17 protein-coding genes and 1 tRNA gene are annotated in these 19,002 nt (G+C 71.6%); 15 read left to right on the top strand and 3 right to left on the bottom strand.

Annotated elements, in window-relative coordinates; all coding sequences use genetic code 11:
* Positions 1-6: 6 nt before the first annotated feature.
* Positions 7-1,623: an MFS transporter gene (locus ACFQ6X_RS18675; protein WP_383182757.1), complete on the bottom strand. Its 1,617-nt coding sequence runs from the start codon at positions 1,621-1,623 to the stop codon at positions 7-9.
* 349 nt (positions 1,624-1,972) lie between these two features.
* On the opposite strand from ACFQ6X_RS18675, the gene ACFQ6X_RS18670 reads away from it, so the two are divergent.
* On the top strand, positions 1,973-2,332 hold the full coding sequence (locus ACFQ6X_RS18670; protein WP_383182755.1) for an amphi-Trp domain-containing protein: 360 nt from the start codon (positions 1,973-1,975) through the stop codon (positions 2,330-2,332).
* 73 nt (positions 2,333-2,405) lie between these two features.
* Here the strand turns inward: ACFQ6X_RS18670 and ACFQ6X_RS18665 are convergent, their stop codons facing one another.
* Positions 2,406-3,029 (bottom strand): HdeD family acid-resistance protein, encoded by a 624-nt coding sequence (locus ACFQ6X_RS18665; protein ID WP_383182754.1) that lies wholly within the window; start codon positions 3,027-3,029, stop codon positions 2,406-2,408.
* A 201-nt stretch (positions 3,030-3,230) separates the two neighbouring features.
* Here ACFQ6X_RS18665 and ACFQ6X_RS18660 point away from each other — a divergent pair, with 201 nt between their 5' ends.
* The 10 genes from ACFQ6X_RS18660 to ACFQ6X_RS18615 all read left to right on the top strand — a co-directional run bounded on the left by ACFQ6X_RS18660 (position 3,231) and on the right by ACFQ6X_RS18615 (position 11,760).
* A complete protein-coding gene (locus ACFQ6X_RS18660) occupies positions 3,231-4,076 on the top strand; it encodes an endonuclease/exonuclease/phosphatase family protein (RefSeq protein WP_383182752.1) in 846 nt (281 codons plus the stop codon).
* Positions 4,077-4,337: 261 nt separating this feature from the next.
* Entirely contained in the window at positions 4,338-5,039 is a 702-nt protein-coding gene (locus tag ACFQ6X_RS18655; RefSeq protein ID WP_383182750.1) for a hypothetical protein, read from the top strand.
* A 7-nt stretch (positions 5,040-5,046) separates the two neighbouring features.
* On the top strand, positions 5,047-5,682 hold the full coding sequence (locus ACFQ6X_RS18650; RefSeq protein WP_383182748.1) for a MauE/DoxX family redox-associated membrane protein: 636 nt from the start codon (positions 5,047-5,049) through the stop codon (positions 5,680-5,682).
* Entirely contained in the window at positions 5,658-6,206 is a 549-nt protein-coding gene (locus ACFQ6X_RS18645; RefSeq protein WP_383182746.1) for a hypothetical protein, read from the top strand. The genes ACFQ6X_RS18650 and ACFQ6X_RS18645 overlap by 25 nt, the downstream gene beginning before the upstream one ends.
* The gene (locus ACFQ6X_RS18640; RefSeq protein WP_383182744.1) at positions 6,203-7,120 is read left to right on the top strand and encodes a peptidoglycan-binding protein; all 918 of its coding nucleotides are present in this window, start codon (positions 6,203-6,205) and stop codon (positions 7,118-7,120) included. Before ACFQ6X_RS18645 ends, ACFQ6X_RS18640 begins: the two co-directional genes overlap by 4 nt.
* Positions 7,121-7,309 carry a hypothetical protein gene (locus ACFQ6X_RS18635; RefSeq protein ID WP_383182742.1) on the top strand — a complete coding sequence of 63 codons (189 nt, stop codon included), beginning with the start codon at positions 7,121-7,123 and terminating at the stop codon, positions 7,307-7,309. It abuts the gene before it with no gap.
* Between the two features lie 72 nt (positions 7,310-7,381).
* The gene (locus ACFQ6X_RS18630) at positions 7,382-7,885 is read left to right on the top strand and encodes a hypothetical protein (protein WP_383182740.1); all 504 of its coding nucleotides are present in this window, start codon (positions 7,382-7,384) and stop codon (positions 7,883-7,885) included.
* A gap of 209 nt (positions 7,886-8,094) precedes the next feature.
* Positions 8,095-8,829 (top strand): D-Ala-D-Ala carboxypeptidase family metallohydrolase, encoded by a 735-nt coding sequence (locus tag ACFQ6X_RS18625; protein ID WP_383182738.1) that lies wholly within the window; start codon positions 8,095-8,097, stop codon positions 8,827-8,829.
* 209 nt (positions 8,830-9,038) lie between these two features.
* Positions 9,039-10,787 carry a glycoside hydrolase domain-containing protein gene (locus ACFQ6X_RS18620; protein WP_383182736.1) on the top strand — a complete coding sequence of 583 codons (1,749 nt, stop codon included), beginning with the start codon at positions 9,039-9,041 and terminating at the stop codon, positions 10,785-10,787.
* 34 nt (positions 10,788-10,821) lie between these two features.
* Positions 10,822-11,760: a penicillin-insensitive murein endopeptidase gene (locus tag ACFQ6X_RS18615; protein ID WP_383182734.1), complete on the top strand. Its 939-nt coding sequence runs from the start codon at positions 10,822-10,824 to the stop codon at positions 11,758-11,760.
* 56 nt (positions 11,761-11,816) lie between these two features.
* On the opposite strand, the gene selD is transcribed toward ACFQ6X_RS18615, so the two are convergent.
* Complete coding sequence (gene selD / locus ACFQ6X_RS18610) at positions 11,817-12,857, bottom strand: selenide, water dikinase SelD (protein ID WP_383182732.1); 1,041 nt, start codon at positions 12,855-12,857, stop codon at positions 11,817-11,819.
* A gap of 56 nt (positions 12,858-12,913) precedes the next feature.
* Between selD and ACFQ6X_RS18605 the strand changes: the two genes are divergently transcribed.
* The 4 genes from ACFQ6X_RS18605 (at position 12,914) to ACFQ6X_RS18590 (ending at position 18,937) form a co-directional block, all read left to right on the top strand.
* Positions 12,914-13,007, top strand: a tRNA-Sec gene (locus ACFQ6X_RS18605).
* Between the two features lie 23 nt (positions 13,008-13,030).
* Positions 13,031-14,350 carry an L-seryl-tRNA(Sec) selenium transferase gene (selA, locus tag ACFQ6X_RS18600; protein WP_383182730.1) on the top strand — a complete coding sequence of 440 codons (1,320 nt, stop codon included), beginning with the start codon at positions 13,031-13,033 and terminating at the stop codon, positions 14,348-14,350.
* A gap of 2 nt (positions 14,351-14,352) precedes the next feature.
* Complete coding sequence (gene selB, locus ACFQ6X_RS18595; RefSeq protein ID WP_383182728.1) at positions 14,353-16,128, top strand: selenocysteine-specific translation elongation factor; 1,776 nt, start codon at positions 14,353-14,355, stop codon at positions 16,126-16,128.
* 109 nt (positions 16,129-16,237) lie between these two features.
* On the top strand, positions 16,238-18,937 hold the full coding sequence (locus ACFQ6X_RS18590; protein WP_383182726.1) for a M4 family metallopeptidase: 2,700 nt from the start codon (positions 16,238-16,240) through the stop codon (positions 18,935-18,937).
* The last annotated feature ends 65 nt before the right edge of the window (positions 18,938-19,002 follow it).

The following is a 19,002-nucleotide window of genomic DNA, read 5'->3' as shown; positions in this document are numbered from 1 at the left end:
GGCCGACTACGTCTGTACCGAGCGGGGCTGGCTTGCGGGGATCCGGTGCGTGAAGAACATCGCGAGGAGTGCGCTCAGGGCCAAGATGGCCAGTGCGGCACGCAGGCCGTCGATCCTGGCCTCGGCGTTCGCATCGAGTGCCGCCCCACTCACCTCTGCGGGGGTGCCCGCTTCGTCGAAGGCGGACGTGAGCTGGGCATCGGACAGGAACGGCACCCCGTTCTGCAGTTCGACGGTTGCCCGGCTCTTCACATCGTCCGGCACCGCCGGGTTCTGCTCGACGCCGGTCAGGAATGAGGACGCGAGCGCGGCGATCATGATGGAGCCGGCGAGTGCCGTACCGATCGAGGCTCCCAGGTTGGTGACCGCGTTCTGTACGCCGCCGACCTCGGCGCTCTGCGCCTGCGGCACCGCGGACACGGTGACCGACCCCAACTGGGAAGCCAGCGCGCCCATGCCGAGCCCGATCAGCAGGAGGGGGACGGTGACGACTTCCGCTCCGGCGTCCGCGTCGAGCGCTGCCATCAGGACCACCGCGCCCGCGAGCAACGCGAGATTTCCCAGCCGCACCACACGCCGGGGCGAGACCTCCGGGAGGAAGCGCGGAATCAGGACGGCGGCCGCCAGGAGCGTCAGCGAGAGCGGCAGCAGGCGGGCGCCGGTCGTCAGCGCGGACAGGCCCAGGGCGACGGACAGATAGAGCGGTACGACGAAGAACACGCCCATCTGGACGAGGTACTGGAAAAAGAACATCGTCAGCCCGCCGGTGAGCTGCTTGTTCTGGAGCATCGCCGGGTCGAGGAGCGGTTCCCCGCCTCGCTTCACCAGGCGGGTCTCCCAACGGAGGAAGAGCCACACCAGGAGGAGGCCCAAGAGCATCAGCCACACGACGAGAGACACTCCGAGCCACGCGGGCGCATCCGGTTTCGGCTGGAACCAACCCCATTCATCCGAGCGGAGGACCCCGTAGACGAAGGTCCCGAGCCCGAGCGCGGAGAGGGTGGCGCCGACGAGGTCGACGCGTCGGCGTTCGCCGATCGGCGCGTCGGTGATGCGTCGGGCGAGGACCAGGATGCCGAGCACGATCACGACCTCGCCGGCGAAGACCAGGCGCCAGGAGAAGTACGTGGTGGCGACACCGCCGATGAGCGGCCCGACCGCGATGGCGACGGCTCCCGCGGCCGCGACGAGTCCGTAGGCGGCAGGACGGCGTTCGGTGACGAAGTTGCTTGCCACGAGCGCCACGATCGCGGGCAGGATGAGTGCTGCCCCGATTCCCTCGAGGAACGACCAGCCGAGCAGCAGCACGGGAAGGTTCGGTGCGAGTGCCGTGGTGAGGGAGCCGCAGCCGTAGATGACGCAGCCGATGACGAACGCGCGTCTGCGGCCGATCAGCGCCCCGACCTTGCCGCCGGGAATCATGAACATCGCCATCACGAGGGTGTAGGCCGTGATGGCGCCTTGGACACCGGTGACCGTCGTGCCGACGTCGTCGGCCACCGTCGCGATCGAGACGTTCATGACAGAGCTGTCGAGCGCCATCAGGAACTGGCCGGCCGCGAGTGTCAGCAGGACGAGTCGCGCCGTTGCCGAACTCTCGGCAGTACCTGCCCTGGGTGCCATGGGGGCATCGTCCCAGCCGGCCCGGAGGGAGGGGTGCGACCCGCCACGCGGGTCAACCTCTTGGCGGCCTCAGGCCCGGGGCGAGGGGCGCTCTCCTGATCTCTTTCACGCAATCGGCCCAACGAAGCCCCTTGTGCGGCGGACATCGGTGCCACGTCGTATTCGACGGTGTGGGAGGGATCGCGACGCGATGGACCTACGGAGGGCTGGAGCGCCGCCTCGGAAGGCTGTCCCCGGCGTAGGCGGTGTTCCGGTTGTCCGCCTGGCTGTGCGGATGTCCGATCCCGCGCACCGCTTCAGAATCGGCGCTATGGCGTCATGCCGTTTCTAGGGGATTGGAGACACCCCCATGAAGGACCTCAAGTTTGAGCAGAAGCGCTCGCTGTCACGCCTGGAGGCGGCCGACCAGCTCACGGCGATCGCCGCCGCGCTGAGGGAGGGAGGGGACGTCGAACTGGAACTGGGCGCGGTGACACTGAGCCTGCGGATCCCCGACGACCTCCGCGGGGAGCTGGAGGTCGAGGTGGGTGACGGGGAGATCGAGCTGGAGATCGAGTTCAAGTGGCCGATCGCACCGGCCCGGACCGCGCCGTCGTCGACGGGCGCGGCCAAGGCGGCCACGAAACGGAAGAGCGTGCCCGCCAAGCCTCGGCGGAGCGGTCAGGGCGCGAGCAGGAGCGGGAAGCGGTCCGCGACGAAGACGTCCTGAGCCCCGAGGTCTACGCTTCCTCGGCCGTCGTGTGGCGGGCCGTTGCCGCGGTGCCGTCCGGGCCGACGGTCCGCTACCTGCGGAGGGCAGCCCGCCACGCGAGGGCCAGAGCCACCTCGGCCAGGCCGAGCAGGACGAGCCACAGGCCGAGCAGCCAGGTCAGGGCGCGGGCCGACTCGGCCGGCAGGGCGAGCACCACGATTCCCGCCACGATCGCAAGCACCGCGGCGCCCAGGACGACGCCTCGGTGCGGCAGGTCCTTGGCGGCGATGGCCGCGTAGAGGGTGAGGATGCCGGACACGAGCCAGACGAGCCCGACGATCAGCGAGAGCGCGGCGATGGTCTGCAGCGGGTTCCGCAGGCACAGCACCCCCGCCAGGGTGTACAACACGGCCAGGAGCAACCCCGGGAGCCGTTCGCCGTGGCCCTCCCCGGCGAAGACGGCCACGAAGCGGAACACCCCGGTCACCAGCAGGTACAGGCCGATGAGGACCGCCAGGACGTGCAGTGTCCCGTCCGGCCAGAGCAGAATCAGGAGGCCCGGTACCAGCGTCGCGATCGCCGAGCCCAGGATCCAGGTCCAGGACCGGCCGAGACGTGCCAGCACATCCGACGGGTCGCCCATCGGACCGGGCTCCGCACCGTAGGGGTCGTGTCCCGCTCCGCTGCTCGGTGCCGGACCATGCGACGTGGTCATGGTTCCTCCTCGCGCGATCGGCGGCCATGGCCGAAAAGCGACGATGTTCTTGCTTGCCAGCATGGACCGTTTCGATCGGATCGGCACTCGACAGCGCATGGACACCTGCGAGGGAGCCGGTCTTCACCTCGCGGCCACGGGCACGCCAGGGGAGCGGACGATCATCGGGGTCCTTCGTGAACTCTGTGCCAGGAGGCCACCATGCTCCGCCGGACCCTGTCCGTTCTCGCCGTTGTCGTCGCGCTCGCCGGAGCCACGGGCCAGGCCTCGGCCGCCGACGGCACCCCGGCCACTCAGCGTCCCGGCCCCCGCGTGCTGGACGTCATGTCGTTCAACATCCACCACGCCCAGGGCACCGACGACAGACTCGACCTTCAGCGGATCGCCCGTGTCGTCCGTGAGAGCGGTGCCGACGTCGTGGGCCTGCAGGAGGTAGACAACCACTACTCCGAGCGCAGCGAGTGGGCCGACCAGCCCGCCGAGCTGGCAGCCCTGCTCGGCTACCACGTGGTGTTCGGCGCCAACATAGACAACGCCCCGCCGACCCCCGGCGGGCACCGAGTCCAGTACGGCACCGCGATCCTGTCCCGGTACCCGATCACCGCATCGGACAACACCTGGCTGTTCAAGTCGCCGGGTCAGGAGCAGCGGGGCCTGCTGCACGCCACGATCGACGTCCACGGCAAGGCGGTGGAGTTCTACAACACGCACCTGGCCGCCAGTTCGCAGACCGATCGCCTGCGGCAGACCGATCAGGTCGTGGACCTGATCGGGGCGAAGAAGCCCGGGATCCTCGTGGGCGACTTCAACGCGCTGCCGGCCGCGCCGGAGTCCCTGCCGTTGCAGGAGGCGTACACCGACGCGTGGGCGAAGTCCCCGCACGGGCGCGGTGAGGGTGCGACGTACCCCGCCGAGGCCCCGACCGAGCGGATCGACGTCGTCTACACGACCAGCAAGGTGACGCCTCTCGTCACCCGCGTCGTGCAGGCCGCCCCGACCGCCTCCGACCACCTGCCGCTGCTCAGCAAGGTGCTCGTCACCTCCTGACGCGCGTCACATGTGCGCTCCTGCGCCGGAGCGCGACGAGGGCGCACCTTCGCCGGTTTGCCCGGGCACCACGACCGTCAGGTCATGGGCTCACCCGGGCAAGTCCGGTGTTCCCTTGATCGTCCGGCCGGAACGAAGGACCGGGATCGTGTCTGATCCGCTCGCGGGCGGTCCCCGGTGATTGACAGGGTCATGACTCTTGTCTAGTTTCCTCAGCGGCTGCGGTGTCACATCAGACCCCCCGCCCCCGGGAGGATGCACATGGCCGCATCGTTCGTCACTCATCGCGCACTCGATGGCGGGACGTACCACCTGGAGGGCGACGTCGACCTCCGGTCCCCGTGCACGTCGGCCGTCGAGGTGGTGGCCGGTGGCCGACTGGTCGAATTCACCGCCGGTCCGGCCTCCTTGGGGGACGATGTCGCCACCTCCCTGGGCATCGGGTCACCCGAATCCGAACTCACCTTCCAGAAGGGCACGCTGCGCATCTTCCGGTCGGTCGAACGCGAGCCGCGCTCGGGGCTCGTGGAGCGGCCGTCGCTCGTCGTGTGGCGCGGCGAGCGCCACGCACTCGTGACCCGGCTGTACGGCCTGGACGTGGCCGCGGTGCTCGGACTGCTCCGGTCGGTGCGCATCGCGGAGAGCGAGCACGGGCTGACCCTCCAGCCGGATCCCTCCGCCGGAAGCGCCTTCGCGCGGCCCGCGACGGTGATCAAGGAGGTACCCGGCCTCGGACTGCTGGAGCTGTCCCGGCGGACGAAGGAACACACCGCCCAGCTCCCGCCCTGGAAGGGGGTGGCGGTCGCGTCCGGAGAGCTGTTCCGCGACACCCTCTCCGACGGCAGCCCGTTCTTCGTGCTCTCCTCCACCGACATCTGGGCCACGCTGGTGCCGCTGGCGTCGACTCCCGTCGAGCGGGTGCCCGATCTCGTCGGGCGGCTCACGCTGCGGCACGCCGGGTGATCCGCCGGTGATCGGCTTCTACGGCGGGCTGACCGCCTCCATCATCATCCTGACCCTGCTCATGGGTGCGGGCTCCCACGCCGCCACTCCGGCTGCCCTGGGCGACGCGCTGTGGGCGCACGGCGTGCTGGGCCCGCGGTTCCGCAGGTCGGCGGCCGTCGTGCTGCCGGTCGCGGAGGGTGTCCTGGGGGCGGCCGGCGCGGCCGCCCTCCTGACGGGTCACCAGAGGGTGCTGCAGGCCGTACTCGCGGTGGGGGCCGCCCTCTTCGCGCTCTACGCCGGCTACACGCGGCACGTCCTCGCCCTCGGCCGCGGGGGGCCGTGCGGCTGTTCCGGCAGGGATGTGCCCCTGAGCCGCTGGGTGACCCGGCGGGCCGCGGCCCTTGCCGTCCTCGCGACGACCGGCGCCGCCGTGATCGGGGCCGGCCCCGTACGGCTCTCCACGGCGGAGCTGATCACGCTGATGCTCGCGGCTCCCGCCTGCACCGCGCTGTTGTGGTCCCTGCCCGCCGCCATGCACGAGCCGACCGCAGCCACCGTCCACCCACCGACCAGGGCCCCTGCGCACCAGCAGGACAGGGCCACCGTGCACCGGACCGCCGAAGGAGTGCCAACGCGATGGACTTCACCACCAGCGCCCTGATCGCCTCGTGGGCGGCGATCGCGCTGCTCGCGCTGGTCGTCTCGGGGCTCATCAGGCAGGTGCACCAGCTGTCACGGACGCAGCCGCACCGCCCCGGGCGGGTGGGTATCGCCCCCGGCGCACAGGCGCCAGGGCTCGATGCGGCCCGCCCCGATCCGGCAGGGCTCGACGGCCTCCTGGCACCGGGCCGTGCCGCGCTGCTGCTCTTCCTCGACGCGGACTGCCGCACCTGCGGCCAGGTGCTCGCCGAAGCCGGCGCCTGGACGGTCCGCCAGGACGACACGGCCGCCCCGCAGGTGCTCGGGCTCTACGCGGGCGCCGGACCAGAGGCCGACGAGGGCGCCGTCCCGGTCAGGGACCACCGTCCGGAGCTGTTCACGGCCTACGACATACCCGCCACCCCCTACGCGGTGGCCATCGATCCGGAACGCCGGATCGTGCGTTCCGAGCCGCTCGGTTCACCCACCGCGCTGCTGCGGCTGCTCGACGACATCGCACCCGCAACGCCGAGGAGCCGGCCATGACTTCACTGGACGACGTGCCCACGCTGCGCCGCTCAGGGAGCGGTGGCCGCCGCTCCCGGACCGGGCGCGGGGCCCTCCCCTCCTTCGCGCCGTCCAGGCGCACCGTGCTGCAGGCGGCGACCGCCGCGGGCTTCGCCGCACTGGGGGTGTTCTCCGCCGCCCGGGAGGCGTACGCCGACGGATACGACATCTGGACCGGAGCGTGCCCCAGTTACGCCGCGGACCACAACTGCTCCCCGGGCTGCGGGCCCAGCACCATCTATGCCGACGCGTGCGTGACTTCGGGGACGAACACCGGCTTCCACCGGACGGACGGAGTCACCTGGACCCTGCGGCCCAACCAGTGCTACGCCGGTACCTACGACGGCTGGCTGTGGCGCTACAGCGCGGCCTGCGGCAGCTGCGGCTGCGGTATCGAGCGGCGCTGCCACGACGGGTACCGCAACACCGGCTCCGGCTGGGTGAAGTCCATCTGCCGCTGGACCACCGACTGTGACTGCCCGGGCTCCGTGACCTGGCCGACCATCGGCCGCGGCGCCACCGGGCCCGACGTCTTCACGATCCAGCATCTGCTCACCCACCACGGCCATCCCACGGACGTCGACGGCATCTTCGGCACGGACACCGAGGCGCAGGTCGAGGCGTTCCAGTCGGCGGAAGGGCTCAGTCCCACGGGCAGCGTCAGCGCGGCGACCTGGCCCGTCCTGGTCGTCACCGTGCGCCAGGGAGACGTGAACGATGCCGTACGGGGAGCGCAGCGGCAGCTCAACAAGCACGGCTCCGCGCTGACGGTCGACGGCAACTTCGGTTCGCTCACACGGCAGGCCGTCATCTCCTTCCAGTCGCTGCACGGCCTGACCGCCGACGGCGTGGTCGGCCAGAACACCTGGCTCACACTGACCGGGACGGTCTAGGTGGGCGAGTCCGTCCGTCCCGCGGACCGGCCGAGCGGCGCCCGTGCCGTACGGGCGCTGTTCACCGATCCTGTTCTGCCCGTGGCGGCCCTCGGGATCGCGGTGATCGCCGCCGTCCTCCACGCCCCCGTGCTGACCTGGGCGATCACCGGTGGTCTGGCCGGCTACTCGCTCTCCGGCTCCGTTTGAACGCGTAACAGCGCATTCGCGCTGGCCTCGCCAGGTTGGCGGGCAACGTACAGACAGGCGCTGGTCCTCGGCGTGTTCACCTGCGGTCTGCTGGCCGGCGGGGTGCTTTCGGCCGGGGTGCTGTGGCTCGTGTCCGGTCTCTTCACACCGCTCCCGGTCGGCGTGCGGCAAGGGCTGATCGTGGCCGTCGCGCTGCTCGCCGCACTGCGCGACGCGGGCAAGCTGTCGCTGCGGCTGCCGCAGAACGCCCGCCAGATACCGCAGGACGTCCTGCGGCGTCATCTGGCCCGCGGCGCCCTGCAGTTCGGCTTCGAGCTCGGTACGGGCGTGCGCACGTACGTCTCGGCGAGCGCGCCGTACGCGATGGCGGTGGCGGTGCTCCTGTCGGGGGGCTCCTACGCGCCCGCCCTGGCCGCCGGACTCGGCTTCGGGGCGGGCCGGGCACTCACCCCGGCTCTGCGCAGGCTCTCCGGAGACGGGGAGCGCTGGGACGACCGGCTCGCGGGGCGGCTGAGCGGCATGACCGTCGTGTCCTCCGTGCTGATCGCCGCTGCCGCCTCCGCGGTCTGGCAGTAGCGTCCCCGCCCCGCCCGGGCGGCATACCCCGGCCGGGGCCGGACACCGCATTCCCCCAGGTGACACAACTCCCTTTGTCTGCACGCCAGTTGTGCCGGAGGTCTGGTCCTGTGGCAGATGGTGACGGTGTGGACACGCCACGGAGAGGGGGGCCAAACTCGCCTCAACCCTCTAGCGGGGAATTGGGAAGGACTCACAATGGAGGCGCCATGTTGAGGCGTACGATCCAACTCGCCCTAGCGTTTGTCATGATCATGGCGGCATCGGTAGGGGGAGTGCTGGCCACCGCCGCCCCGGCCCAGGCCGACGAGTGCTACAGCTGGGGCCGCACCCTGTCCGAAGGCATGTCGGGCGCCGACGTGACCCAGCTGCAGATCCGGGTGGCCGGGCATGTCGACTACGGCGAGATCCTCTCCGTCGACGGCAACTTCGGACCGCGGACCAAGGCCGCGGTCGTCAAGTTCCAGCAGGCGTACGGCCTGGGAGCGGACGGCGTCGCGGGTTCCCAGACGTTCAGCAAGATCTACGCGCTGCAGGACCCGGACTGCACCCCCATCCACTTCACCTACGCCGAGCTGAACAAGTGCAACTCCGACTGGTCCGGTGGTGCGGTGAGCGCCGCGACGGCAAAGTCCAACGGCCTGCGCACGATGTGGAAGCTGGAGGCCCTGCGGCACGCGATGGGCGACGTGCCGATCTCCGTGTCCAGCGGATTCCGCTCGACGGCCTGCAACAACGCGGCGGGCGGTGCCTCGAACAGCCGGCACCTCTACGGTGACGCCGCCGATCTGGTCGGCAGCCCGTCGTTCTGCGCGCTCGCCCAGCGCGCTCGCTCGCACGGCTTCGGCGGCATCTTCGGCCCCGGCTACCCCGACCACAACGACCACACCCACGTGGACGGACGCACCAGCCGCTCCTGGTCCGCCCCCAACTGCGGCGTCTGACCCGCACGTCGCCACCGCACCCGCACAGCAGCCCGCCTTCCCCGGGCCGGACTCCGGCCCGGGGAAGACGGGCCCGCACCGTCCGCAGGGTGCGCGGCCGATCAGGCTCCGGTTCGGCCACGGGCAGGCGCGGCCCGTGGCCGAACCGGAGCAGACCTGCCGAGCCGCTCACCCTCACTCTCCCCCCGCCTTCGAGTAGGAGTGAACCGATGTCCTCCCGGATCCCCTGGCGCGCCCGCGCCGGAACTGCCCTGCTGGCGGTGCTCGCCGGTATCGGCGCGTTCGCCGCCCCCGTCCCCGCCCAGGCAGATTCCCAGCCCGAGGGCCTGCAGAGCGTCACCTACCGCGGCTACCGCGTCGAGGTGCCCGCCGACTGGCAGGTGGTCGACCTGGCCGAGAACCCGCGCGCCTGCCTCCGTTTCGACAGACCCGCCGTCTACCTGGGCGAGCCCGCCGAGCAGAACGACTGCCCCGCCGGAGTCGTCGGCCGTACGGCGGGCATCGTCGTGGAGCCCATCACCGCCCGCTCCGCCGGCCGGGCGACGGCTGCGACCGCGCGGACCCAGCGCGGCAAGGCCATCGCCCCGACCGCCACCTCCAGCAACGACACCATCCAGATCGCGGTCGAGGACGCCGGCGTCCTCGTGACCGCCGCCCACACACCGGAGACCGAGAACCTCGTACGCGGCGTCCTCGCCTCGGCCGAGCTCACCGGGGGCGCCGAGCGCACCGCGCTGCCCCGCGCGGCCCAGCGGTCCGATGCCACCCCCCTCGCCGCGGCCGGACCGCAACCCGGAAGCTACGTGGGCAAGGGCTTCGACGCCTGCACCGCGCCCTCGCAGGCCGCCATGAACGCCTGGCAGACGAGCTCGCCCTACAGTGCGGTCGGCGTCTACATCAGCGGCTCCTTCCGCGGCTGCGCCCAGCCGAATCTGACGGCGAGCTGGGTGACCAGCCAGACGAACAACGGATGGCGTCTGTTCCCCATCGACGTCGGCCGCCAGGCACCCTGCACCAGCTACTCGCTGAAGATGTCCACCGATCCGGCCACGGCCAAGTCCCAGGGCGTCACCGCGGCGGCCGGCGCCATCACCGCCGCTTCGGGCCTCGGCATCCCGGCGGGCAGCGCCATCTACAGCGACATCGAGGCGTACACCTCCACGGCCTCCTGCAAGGCGTCGGTGCTGTCGTACCTGTCCGGCTGGACCGAACGGCTGCACAGCAGCGGCTACCTGTCGGGCTTCTACTCCAGCGCCGCCTCCGGCATCAAGGACGCCGCCGCCGAGTACAACAACGGCGCCTACACACGCGTTGACCACCTCTTCTACGCGTGGTGGAACGGCGCCGCCGACACCAACACCGGTTCCTACGTGCCGTCCTCCTACTGGTCCAACCACCAGCGGATCCACCAGTACGCGGGCGAGGTCACCGAGTCCTACGGCGGCTACTCGATCAACATCGACCGCGACTACCTGGACGTCGGCAACGGCTCCACGCCCACACCCAGCTGCAGCGGTGCGAATCTCGACTTCACCGCGTACTCCACCGTCCAGAGCGGCTCGACCGGAGACCGGGTCAAGGCCGCCCAGTGCCTGCTCAAGGCCGCCGGCTTCGACCCGGGCACCCCCGACGGGATCTTCGGGCCCGACACGACCGCCGCCGCCCGGAACTTCCAGTCCAGCAAGGGGCTCACGGCGGACGGTGTGGTCGGTGCGAAGACCTGGACGGCCCTGCTCTCCCGCGGATCCACCCCGACCGTCCAGAGCGGCTCGACGGGAGAGGCCGTCACCCGGCTGCAGCGCGCCCTGACCGCCGCGCTCAGCCGGACGGTGTCGATCGACGGCGTCTTCGGCTCGGGTACCGCCCAGGCCGTACGCGACTACCAGTCCTCGCGCGGGCTGGGCGCCGACGGCATCGTCGGCCCCGCCACGTGGGGCGCCCTCCAGTCCGGAAAGTGAGCAGGCGAATGAACAGGAAAGTGAGGCAGAAACCATGAGGCGACTCGCACGCATCATCACGCTGTTCGCCGCGCTGGCGGGCCTGCTCCTCGGGCTGGGCGTCCCCGCGCAGGCCTTCCCGCAGGCAGCGTTCCCGCTGACCAGCAACGGCAGCCGAGGCTCCGACGTCGTCGCGCTGCAGCACCTGCTTGCCGCGCACGGCCGCCCCGTGGCGGTGGACGGCGCCTTCGGATCGGGCACCCGCAGCGCCGTGGTGGGCTTCCAGCAGTCCAAGGGCCTGACCGCGGACGGCATCGTCGGGCCCGCCACCTGGGGCGCGCTCGCCCTCACCGTTCGACAGGGCGACAACGGGCCGGCGGTGACGGCCCTCCAGTCGCTGCTCAACGCCAAGCGGGGCGCAGGCCTCTCGGCCGACGGGGCATTCGGACCCGCCACCGGCACCGCCGTGCGCACCTTCCAGTCCCATGCGGGAATCGGCGCGGACGGTGTCGTCGGGCCTACCACCTGGCAGAACCTGCTCTGGCACTACGAGAACATCAACTTCGGCGGCAGCACGATGTGCGCGCAGAGCCCCGACGGCAACGCCGGTGCCCACTGGGCGACAGCCGGCGCCGTCGGCCAACTGGAGGCCGCCGCCGCCACCTTCGCCGCCACCGGGAACGGCAGACTGCCGGTCGGCGACGCGGGCTTCGAGCACGGCGGGGACATCCCCGGCCACGGCAGCCACGAAGTCGGGATGGACATCGACGTGTGGCCCGCCCGCACCGACTCGGCGCAGTGCACCGCGGGGCGTATCACCTGGCAGTCGAGCACGTACGACCGCGCGGCCACCCGCAGGCTCGTTCAGGAGATCCGTGCGAAGGCCCCCGGTCATGTCCAGCTGATCTTCTTCAACGACCCGCAGCTGATCTCGGAAGGCCTGACCACGAGCTACGCGAACCACGACAACCACCTGCACATCCGCTATCGGTAGCGAGCCGGCCGCGGGACCCCGGGCCCTGCCCGGGGCCCCGCGGCCGTCCGCAGCGCTCAGCGGATCACCAGTGTGGTGCCGGCCACGGCGGGAACCAGTTCCCCGATGACGGGATGTCCGGGCACTTCCCCGGCTACCAGGAGGCCGCCGGAGGTCTGGGCGTCGGCAAGCAGGTGCAGTTGGTCCTCGCCCGCCCGTCCCGCGTCGAGGTGCGGGCGGACCCATTCGAGATTGCGCAGGGTGCCCCCGCTGACGTACCCGGCCCGCAGGGACTCCCGGGCGCCGTCGAGCACGGGGACGGCGGCTGCGTCCACCACGGCCGTGACGCCGCTCGCTCTGGCCAGCTTGTGCAGATGGCCGAGCAGCCCGAATCCGGTCACATCGGTGGCGCACACGGCGCCGGCCTCCAACGCTGCCGCAGAGGCCTTGTCGTTGAGCGCCGCCATGGTGGCGACGGCGTGCGCGAAGACCTCACCGGTCCGCTTGTGACGGTTGTTGAGTATTCCGACGCCCAGCGGTTTGGTCAGGGTCAGGGGCACGCCCGGCCGGCCGGCGTCGTTGCGCAGCAGCCGGTCAGGATCCACCAGGCCGGTCACGGCCATTCCGTAGAGCGGTTCCGGGCTGTCGATACTGTGGCCGCCGCCGACGAAGCAGCCGGCGTCGCGGGCGACTTCGAGCGCACCTGCCAGGACCTCCCGGGCCAGTTCCGCGGGCAGTACGTCACGGGGCCAGCCCAGCAGGTTGAGCCCGACGACGGGCCGTCCGCCCATCGCGTAGACGTCGGACAGGGCGTTGGCCGCGGCGATCCGGCCCCAGTCGCGGGCGTCGTCGACGACGGGTGTGAAGAAGTCCGCCGTCGACACCAGGGCGGTGCCGTCACCGGTGAGTACCACCGCGGCGTCGTCACCGTCGTCGAGTCCGACCAGCAGCCGGTCCTCGTCGCTGCCGACGGCCCGTCCGGGGTTCCGGGGCGGCAGCAGTCCCGCGACCATCGCCTCGAGTTCCCCCGGAGGGATCTTGCAGGCGCAGCCGCCGCCGTGTGCGAACTGGGTCAGCCGCACGGGCGCGGCCGGTACGGCGGGGCCAACTGTCGTCATACGGCGATCATTTCACCTCTTGCCCCAGCAGTGTGCGGGGACCACAATCTTGCTCCGGAGGCGTTGGGCGGGCTGGTGCCCCTCCCGATCTTCAAAATCGGTGTGGTCCGGAAACCGGGCCAGGCGGGTTCGATTCCCGTCCGCCTCCGCTGACTTCGATCGGGGTGGCACGGGTGGCGGACAAGACGGAGGAGCCGCCTGCGGACATCCGGAGGCAGGTGCCGAGCACCACGGTGCTCCTCGGCGACCCCCGGCTGAGCGAGGCGTCCGCACGACTGGGCAGGCCCATCGTCAAGGCCGCGGTCGGCACCGCCCAACAGCTCGTACGTGAAGGACGGATCGGCCCGGGCGACGCCGTCCACGCCGCGCTGGCCGCGCTCCCCGCGCACACAGGCGGACTGAGCCCCGTGCACAACGCCACCGGCGTCGTACTGCACACCAATCTGGGACGGGCCCCGCTGTCACGGTCCGCACTGGAGGCCATGGCGGAGGCAGGCGGATACACGGACGTCGAGCTGGACCTCCGCACCGGCCGACGGGCGCCACGTGGCCGCGGCGCCATGGCTGCCCTGCGGGAAGCGGTTCCGGCCGCGGAGGCGGTGCACGTGGTCAACAACGGAGCCGCCGCCCTGGCCCTGGCGGCGGTGACGCTGGCCCCGGGGCGCGACATCCTGCTCAGCCGGGGCGAGTTCGTGGAGATCGGCGACGGCTTCCGGATACCCGAACTGCTGGCCTCCTGCGGCGCCCGGATACGCGAGGTCGGCACCACCAACCGGACCCGCCTCGGCGACTACGCGGACGCCGCAGGCCCGGACACCGGCTTCATCCTCAAGGTCCACCCGTCGAACTTCACGGTGAGCGGCTTCACCGGGGGAGTGGGCCCCGGGGAACTGGCGTCGCTGGGCCTGCCCGTCGTCGTCGACATCGGCTCCGGCCTCCTCGCTCCCGACCCGGTGCTGCCGGACGAGCCCGACGCGGCCACGGCCCTGCGCGCCGGGGCCACCCTGGTCACCGCCAGCGGGGACAAGCTGCTCGGCGGGCCGCAGGCCGGGATGGTCCTCGGCCGTGCCGCCGTCGTGGAACGGATGCGCCGCCATCCGCTGGCCCGCGCCCTGCGGGTGGACAAGTTCACCCTGGCCGCGCTGGAAGCGACACTGCGCGGTCCCGAGCCCCCCGTGCACACAGCCGTGCACATGCCGCTGCCGCAGCTGCGCATCCGCACGCTGCGCATGGCCGAGGACGCCGCCCGCCGAGGTCTGGACGCACGCGTCGTGCCCCACGAGGCGGTGGTCGGAGGAGGCGGCGCGCCCGGGACCGTTCTGCCTTCCTGCGCGCTCAGCCTCCCCGACGACCTGGCAGAACCGCTGCGCACCGGAGAACCGGCCGTGCTCGGGCGGGTGGTGCGCGGCCGGCTCCTCCTGGACCTCCGGTGCGTACCGGAGGAGTGCGACAGCGACGTCCTCGCCGCGGTGCTGCGCGCGGCGGGACGCTGATCATGCGGGTCATCGCGACGGCCGGGCATGTCGACCACGGCAAGAGCACGCTGATCCACGCGCTGACCGGCACCCACCCCGACCGGCTGGCGGAGGAGCGGCGCCGTGGCCTGACCATCGACCTGGGCTTCGCATGGACGGATCTGCCATCGGGCGAACGGCTGGCATTCGTCGACGTACCGGGGCACGAGAGGTTCGTGCCCACCATGCTGGCCGGCGTGGGGCCCGTGCCCGCCGTGCTGTTCGTCGTCGCCGCCGACGAGGGCTGGAAGCCCCAGTCCGCCGAACACCTCGCCGCCGTGGACGCCCTCGGCGTACGGCACGGACTGCTCGTCATCACCCGCTGCGACGTGGCCGACCCCGGTCCCGCCACGGCGCAGGCACAGGACCGGATCCGGTCCAGCACCCTCGGCAGCATCGAGGCCGTGGCCGTCAGCGCCCGCAGCGGCGCGGGACTCGCCGAGCTGCGCGCCGCCCTCGACCGGCTGGTCGCGCGGCTGCCGGACGGGGACGCCGAATCCCCGGTACGGCTGTGGATCGACCGGTCCTTCACCGTGCGCGGCAGCGGGTTGGTGGTCACCGGCACGCTCGGGGCGGGGCAGATCCGCAGGGGCGACGTCCTGGTGACCGCCCGCTCCGGCCGTCCCGTGCGCGTCAGGGGGCTGCAGGCCCTCGGCGAGGAGACCGGCCTGGTGCGGGCCACCGCCCGGGTCGCCGTCAACCTCCGGGGCCTCGACAAGGAGTCGACGGGCCGTGGTGACGCCCTGCTCACCCCCGAGAGCTTCCTCCCCTGCGTGAGCTGTGACGTGCGCGTACAGGGCGGAACGCCTGCCTCGGAACTGCCCCGCACCGCTGTCGCCCACATCGGCTCGGCGGCCGTGCCCGTACGCGTACGGCCGCTCGGTCCGGACATCGTCCGCCTGACCCTCCCGGAAGCACTGCCGCTGCGCATCGGCGATCGCGCGGTGCTGCGCGATCCCGGGCTGCGGCGCGTGCTCGCAGGTCTGACGGTGCTCGACCCCCAGCCACCGGAACTGCGGCGACGCGGCGCGGCGGCGCGGCGGGCGGCCGAGCTGGGTGACGCCGACGGCACCCCGGGCGAGGCGTCCGAGCTGCGTCGCCGACTGCTGGTCAGGCGGGCGGAGTTGACCGCGATGGGGGTGGCCGTTCATACCGCACCCGTTGCGGGGGACTGGCTCGCCGACCCCGCACACTGGACCACCTTGCGCGCCCGGCTGGCCGAACTGGTGGCGGCGAACCTCTCCGAGCGGCCCACCGAGGACGGCATACCGGTGGAGGCCGCTCGGCACCGTCTGGGGCTGCCGGCCGTCTCCCTCGTGGAGGCACTGGTCACGCCGCCCCTGCGGATGAGCCGTGGGCGAGTGACCGTTGGGCCCGCGGCACAGCCGGCCCCTGTGGCGGACGCGGTACGCCGGCTCACCGCCGAACTCGACGGGCGGCCCTTCGCCGCTCCCCATGCCCAGCGGCTCGCGGAACTCGGCTTCGGCCGCCGTGAGCTCGCCACGGCGGTCCGCCACGGAGCGGTGCTTCGGCTCGCGGACCACGTGGTGCTGCTACCGGACGCGCCCCGGCTGGCGGCCGACCGACTGAGCGAACTCGACCAACCGTTCACCGTGGGAACGGCGAGCCGCGCCCTGGACACCAGCCGACGCGTCACCGTCCCCCTGCTGGAGCACTGTGACGCCCAGGGCATCACCCAGGTACTTCCCGACAAGCGCCGCCGGTGCGCGCCCCGCAGCCCGGCACGGAGTGAGTGACGGCCCGGCCCCCTTTCGGAGACCTCCATGGAGCGGCGCCGGTAATTGCCGGGTAATGGCGGCTGCCTAGCGTGCGGCAACTGTTCCCGACCTGGAGGCCGAACAAGCCATGCGTCTCAGACGCCTTGCCGGTGCCGGTATGGCCGCCGCACTCGCTGTGCCCCTCGTACTCGGGGGTTCCCCTGCCGCAGCCGACGAGCCGCCGCCGGACATCATCTCCGGCCTGAACTCCCGTACGCCCACCCACGTCGCGGGTCTGGAGAGCGAGGCCCCGTCCGTCTCGGCCTCGCCGCAGGAGCGGGCCCGCCGGCATCTCGCCGACAACGACGACGTCTATCACGCACGTGGCCTCGGCCTGGCCGCCGCGGGGACGTCCGTGGCCGGGGACACCACGACCGTCCGTTTCACCCAGCGCCACCACGGTGTTCCGGTGCTCGGCGGCACGTATCTCGTGCACGCGGACACATCGGGCGTCACCAGCGCCGCCGGATCGCTCTTCACCGATCTGACCGTGGACACCGAACCGGCCTTCACCCAACAGGCGGCCATCGACCTCCTCCCGTTCGTGGACACCACCGCGTACACCGACGGCACCCGCGAGACCGAGGGACACGGGCTCGTGGTCCTTCCCGACGGAACCGGCACGCTCGCCTACCACCTGACCGTCACCGGGCTGACTCCGGCAGGGAAGCCCAGCCGCCGCGAGGTGTACCTGGACGCTCACCACGGCACCCTCGCACTCGACTACGACAACCTTCAGCACGCCGGCCCGGCCGACGGCACCGGCGTGAACCAGCAGGGCGTGACCAAGCCCCTCGCGGTGTACGACACGGACAGCGGGTATGAGCTGCGCGACCGTTCCAAGCCCATGTGGGCCGGTCAGGGCGGCGAGATCCTCACCTACGACGCGGCCGGGGCCAGCGTCACCAAGTACCAGGGCACCATGCCCACCGACGCCGAGCTCGCCCTCTCGGGCGCCGCGCACTTCGACGGCAGGAACACCGACTCCGGTGCGGTGGACGCCCACTGGGGCGCGGGCCAGGTGTACGACTTCTACCGTTCCCTCGGCCGCGACGGCATCGACGGCAAGGGTGGCTCCATGCGCTCGGTCGTCGACGTCACCTACGGGGGCCGCCCGTTCGACAACGCCTTCTGGGACGGCACGAAGATGGTCTACGGCCGATCGTCCAACGGACGGTCCTTCGCCGCGGACCTGGACGTCGTGGGGCACGAGATGACCCACGGCGTCACCGACCACTCCGGCGGACTGATCTACCTCCAGCAGTCCGGAGCCATCAACGAGGCCGTCTCCGACTACTTCGGAAACGCCATCGACGTCACCGACTCCCGTACCCCGATGGGCGATCCGGCCGCCGGACTCCTGGGGGAGGACCTCTGCCCGCAGACCTCCCCGCAGACCTCCCCGCAGACCTCACCGCAGGGCTGCGCGCTGCGCGACATGAACGACGGCCGCAGGGCCGAGCGGGACTACCTGTCGCTCCCGCCCGATGTCGACAACGGGGGAGTGCACCTCAACTCGACCATCTTCTCAGGAGCCCTGTGGGACATCAGGGAGAAGCTGGACCCGAAAAGCGCGGACAAGATCATCTACACCGCGCTCACCCAGTACTTCACCCCGTTCACGGACTTCTACGCAGGCCGGCTGGCGGTCCTCGACGCGGCCCGGTCCCTCGACACCGGGAAGCGCGAACTCACTGCCATATCCAAGGCATTCGACAGCCACGGCATCACCAAGTCCTGGCAGCTGCGGCTGCCGCACGACTCACGGACCGTGCTGAGCGGCGTACAGCCGAGCAGCGCCCCGGACGTGGACGGCAAGCGCTGGGTGATCGGTGAGACGGACCCCGAGACGGGTGACCCACAGATCAGGGTCGGCACCTTGGGCAGCACACGAACCCGGGTCATCTCGGAGCCCGTCACCGGATCCAGGACGGTGAACGGCGTCATCGGCAACACGGCCCCGCGGATCAGCGGCAACACCGTCGTGTGGACCCGGCTGACCCGGGTCAGCCCGTACTGGGTGAACGCCGATGTCGTCCGCGGCTCCTTCGACGGCGGCACGGTCACCGACCTGCACCCCGGCGGCGGCATGCAGGGCAACGCCGATGTCTCGGGCGACACGTTCGTGTGGAGCGGGGACGAACCCCTGGGGGGAACGGGCGACCACAACGACCTGTTCACGAAGTCCGGCGACGCGCCGGTCACCAACCTCACTCCTGAACTGAAGGTCCAGGGCTACTTCCCCCGGATCTCCGGCGACATGATCGCCTACATCCACGTGGCGGGCGCCTTCAACGGCCGCAACGCCGCGACGTACGACCTGTCCGGCGGACGCCGCACGATCCTGCCCGCGGGCAAGGACTCCTCCGGCAACCCGATGGCGTACGCGGTGCAGGTGGACACCAACGGCACCCGGATCGTCTGGTCGGAGACGGACTTCGACGAGGACCTCCAGCTCCGCAGCGCCGACGCGGACGGCAGCGACGACCGGGTGCTCGTCCCCCAGGGCACTCCCGACACTCCTTTCGCGCCCCAGATCACGGTGAACGACACGTGGCTGGTCTACAGCGACTACCGCGGCTACTACACCTCGAACACCGCCACGGAGGACACGCTGCCCAACCTGTGGATCATGCCGATCAAGGGCGGCACCGCCGAACCGGTGAGCTGCAATCCCGGCGCGCAGGAGGCACCGGTGCTGGGTGAGGGCCGACGGGTCCTGTGGCTGGACTCGACGTTCGGCGACACCAGCCTGGTGACCCGGGACGCCCACCGCACCCGCTGCTGACGACACCGCGGCCGTGGGCTCGGGAGGCCGGGCCCGCGGCCGTTCGTACGACCTGACCCGGCGCG

The organism is Streptomyces sp. NPDC056452 (genome assembly GCF_042796085.1).
GTDB lineage: Bacteria > Actinomycetota > Actinomycetes > Streptomycetales > Streptomycetaceae > Streptomyces.
Note: the sequence above shows the minus strand (reverse complement) of the source record. Positions and strands in the feature narration are given on the sequence as shown.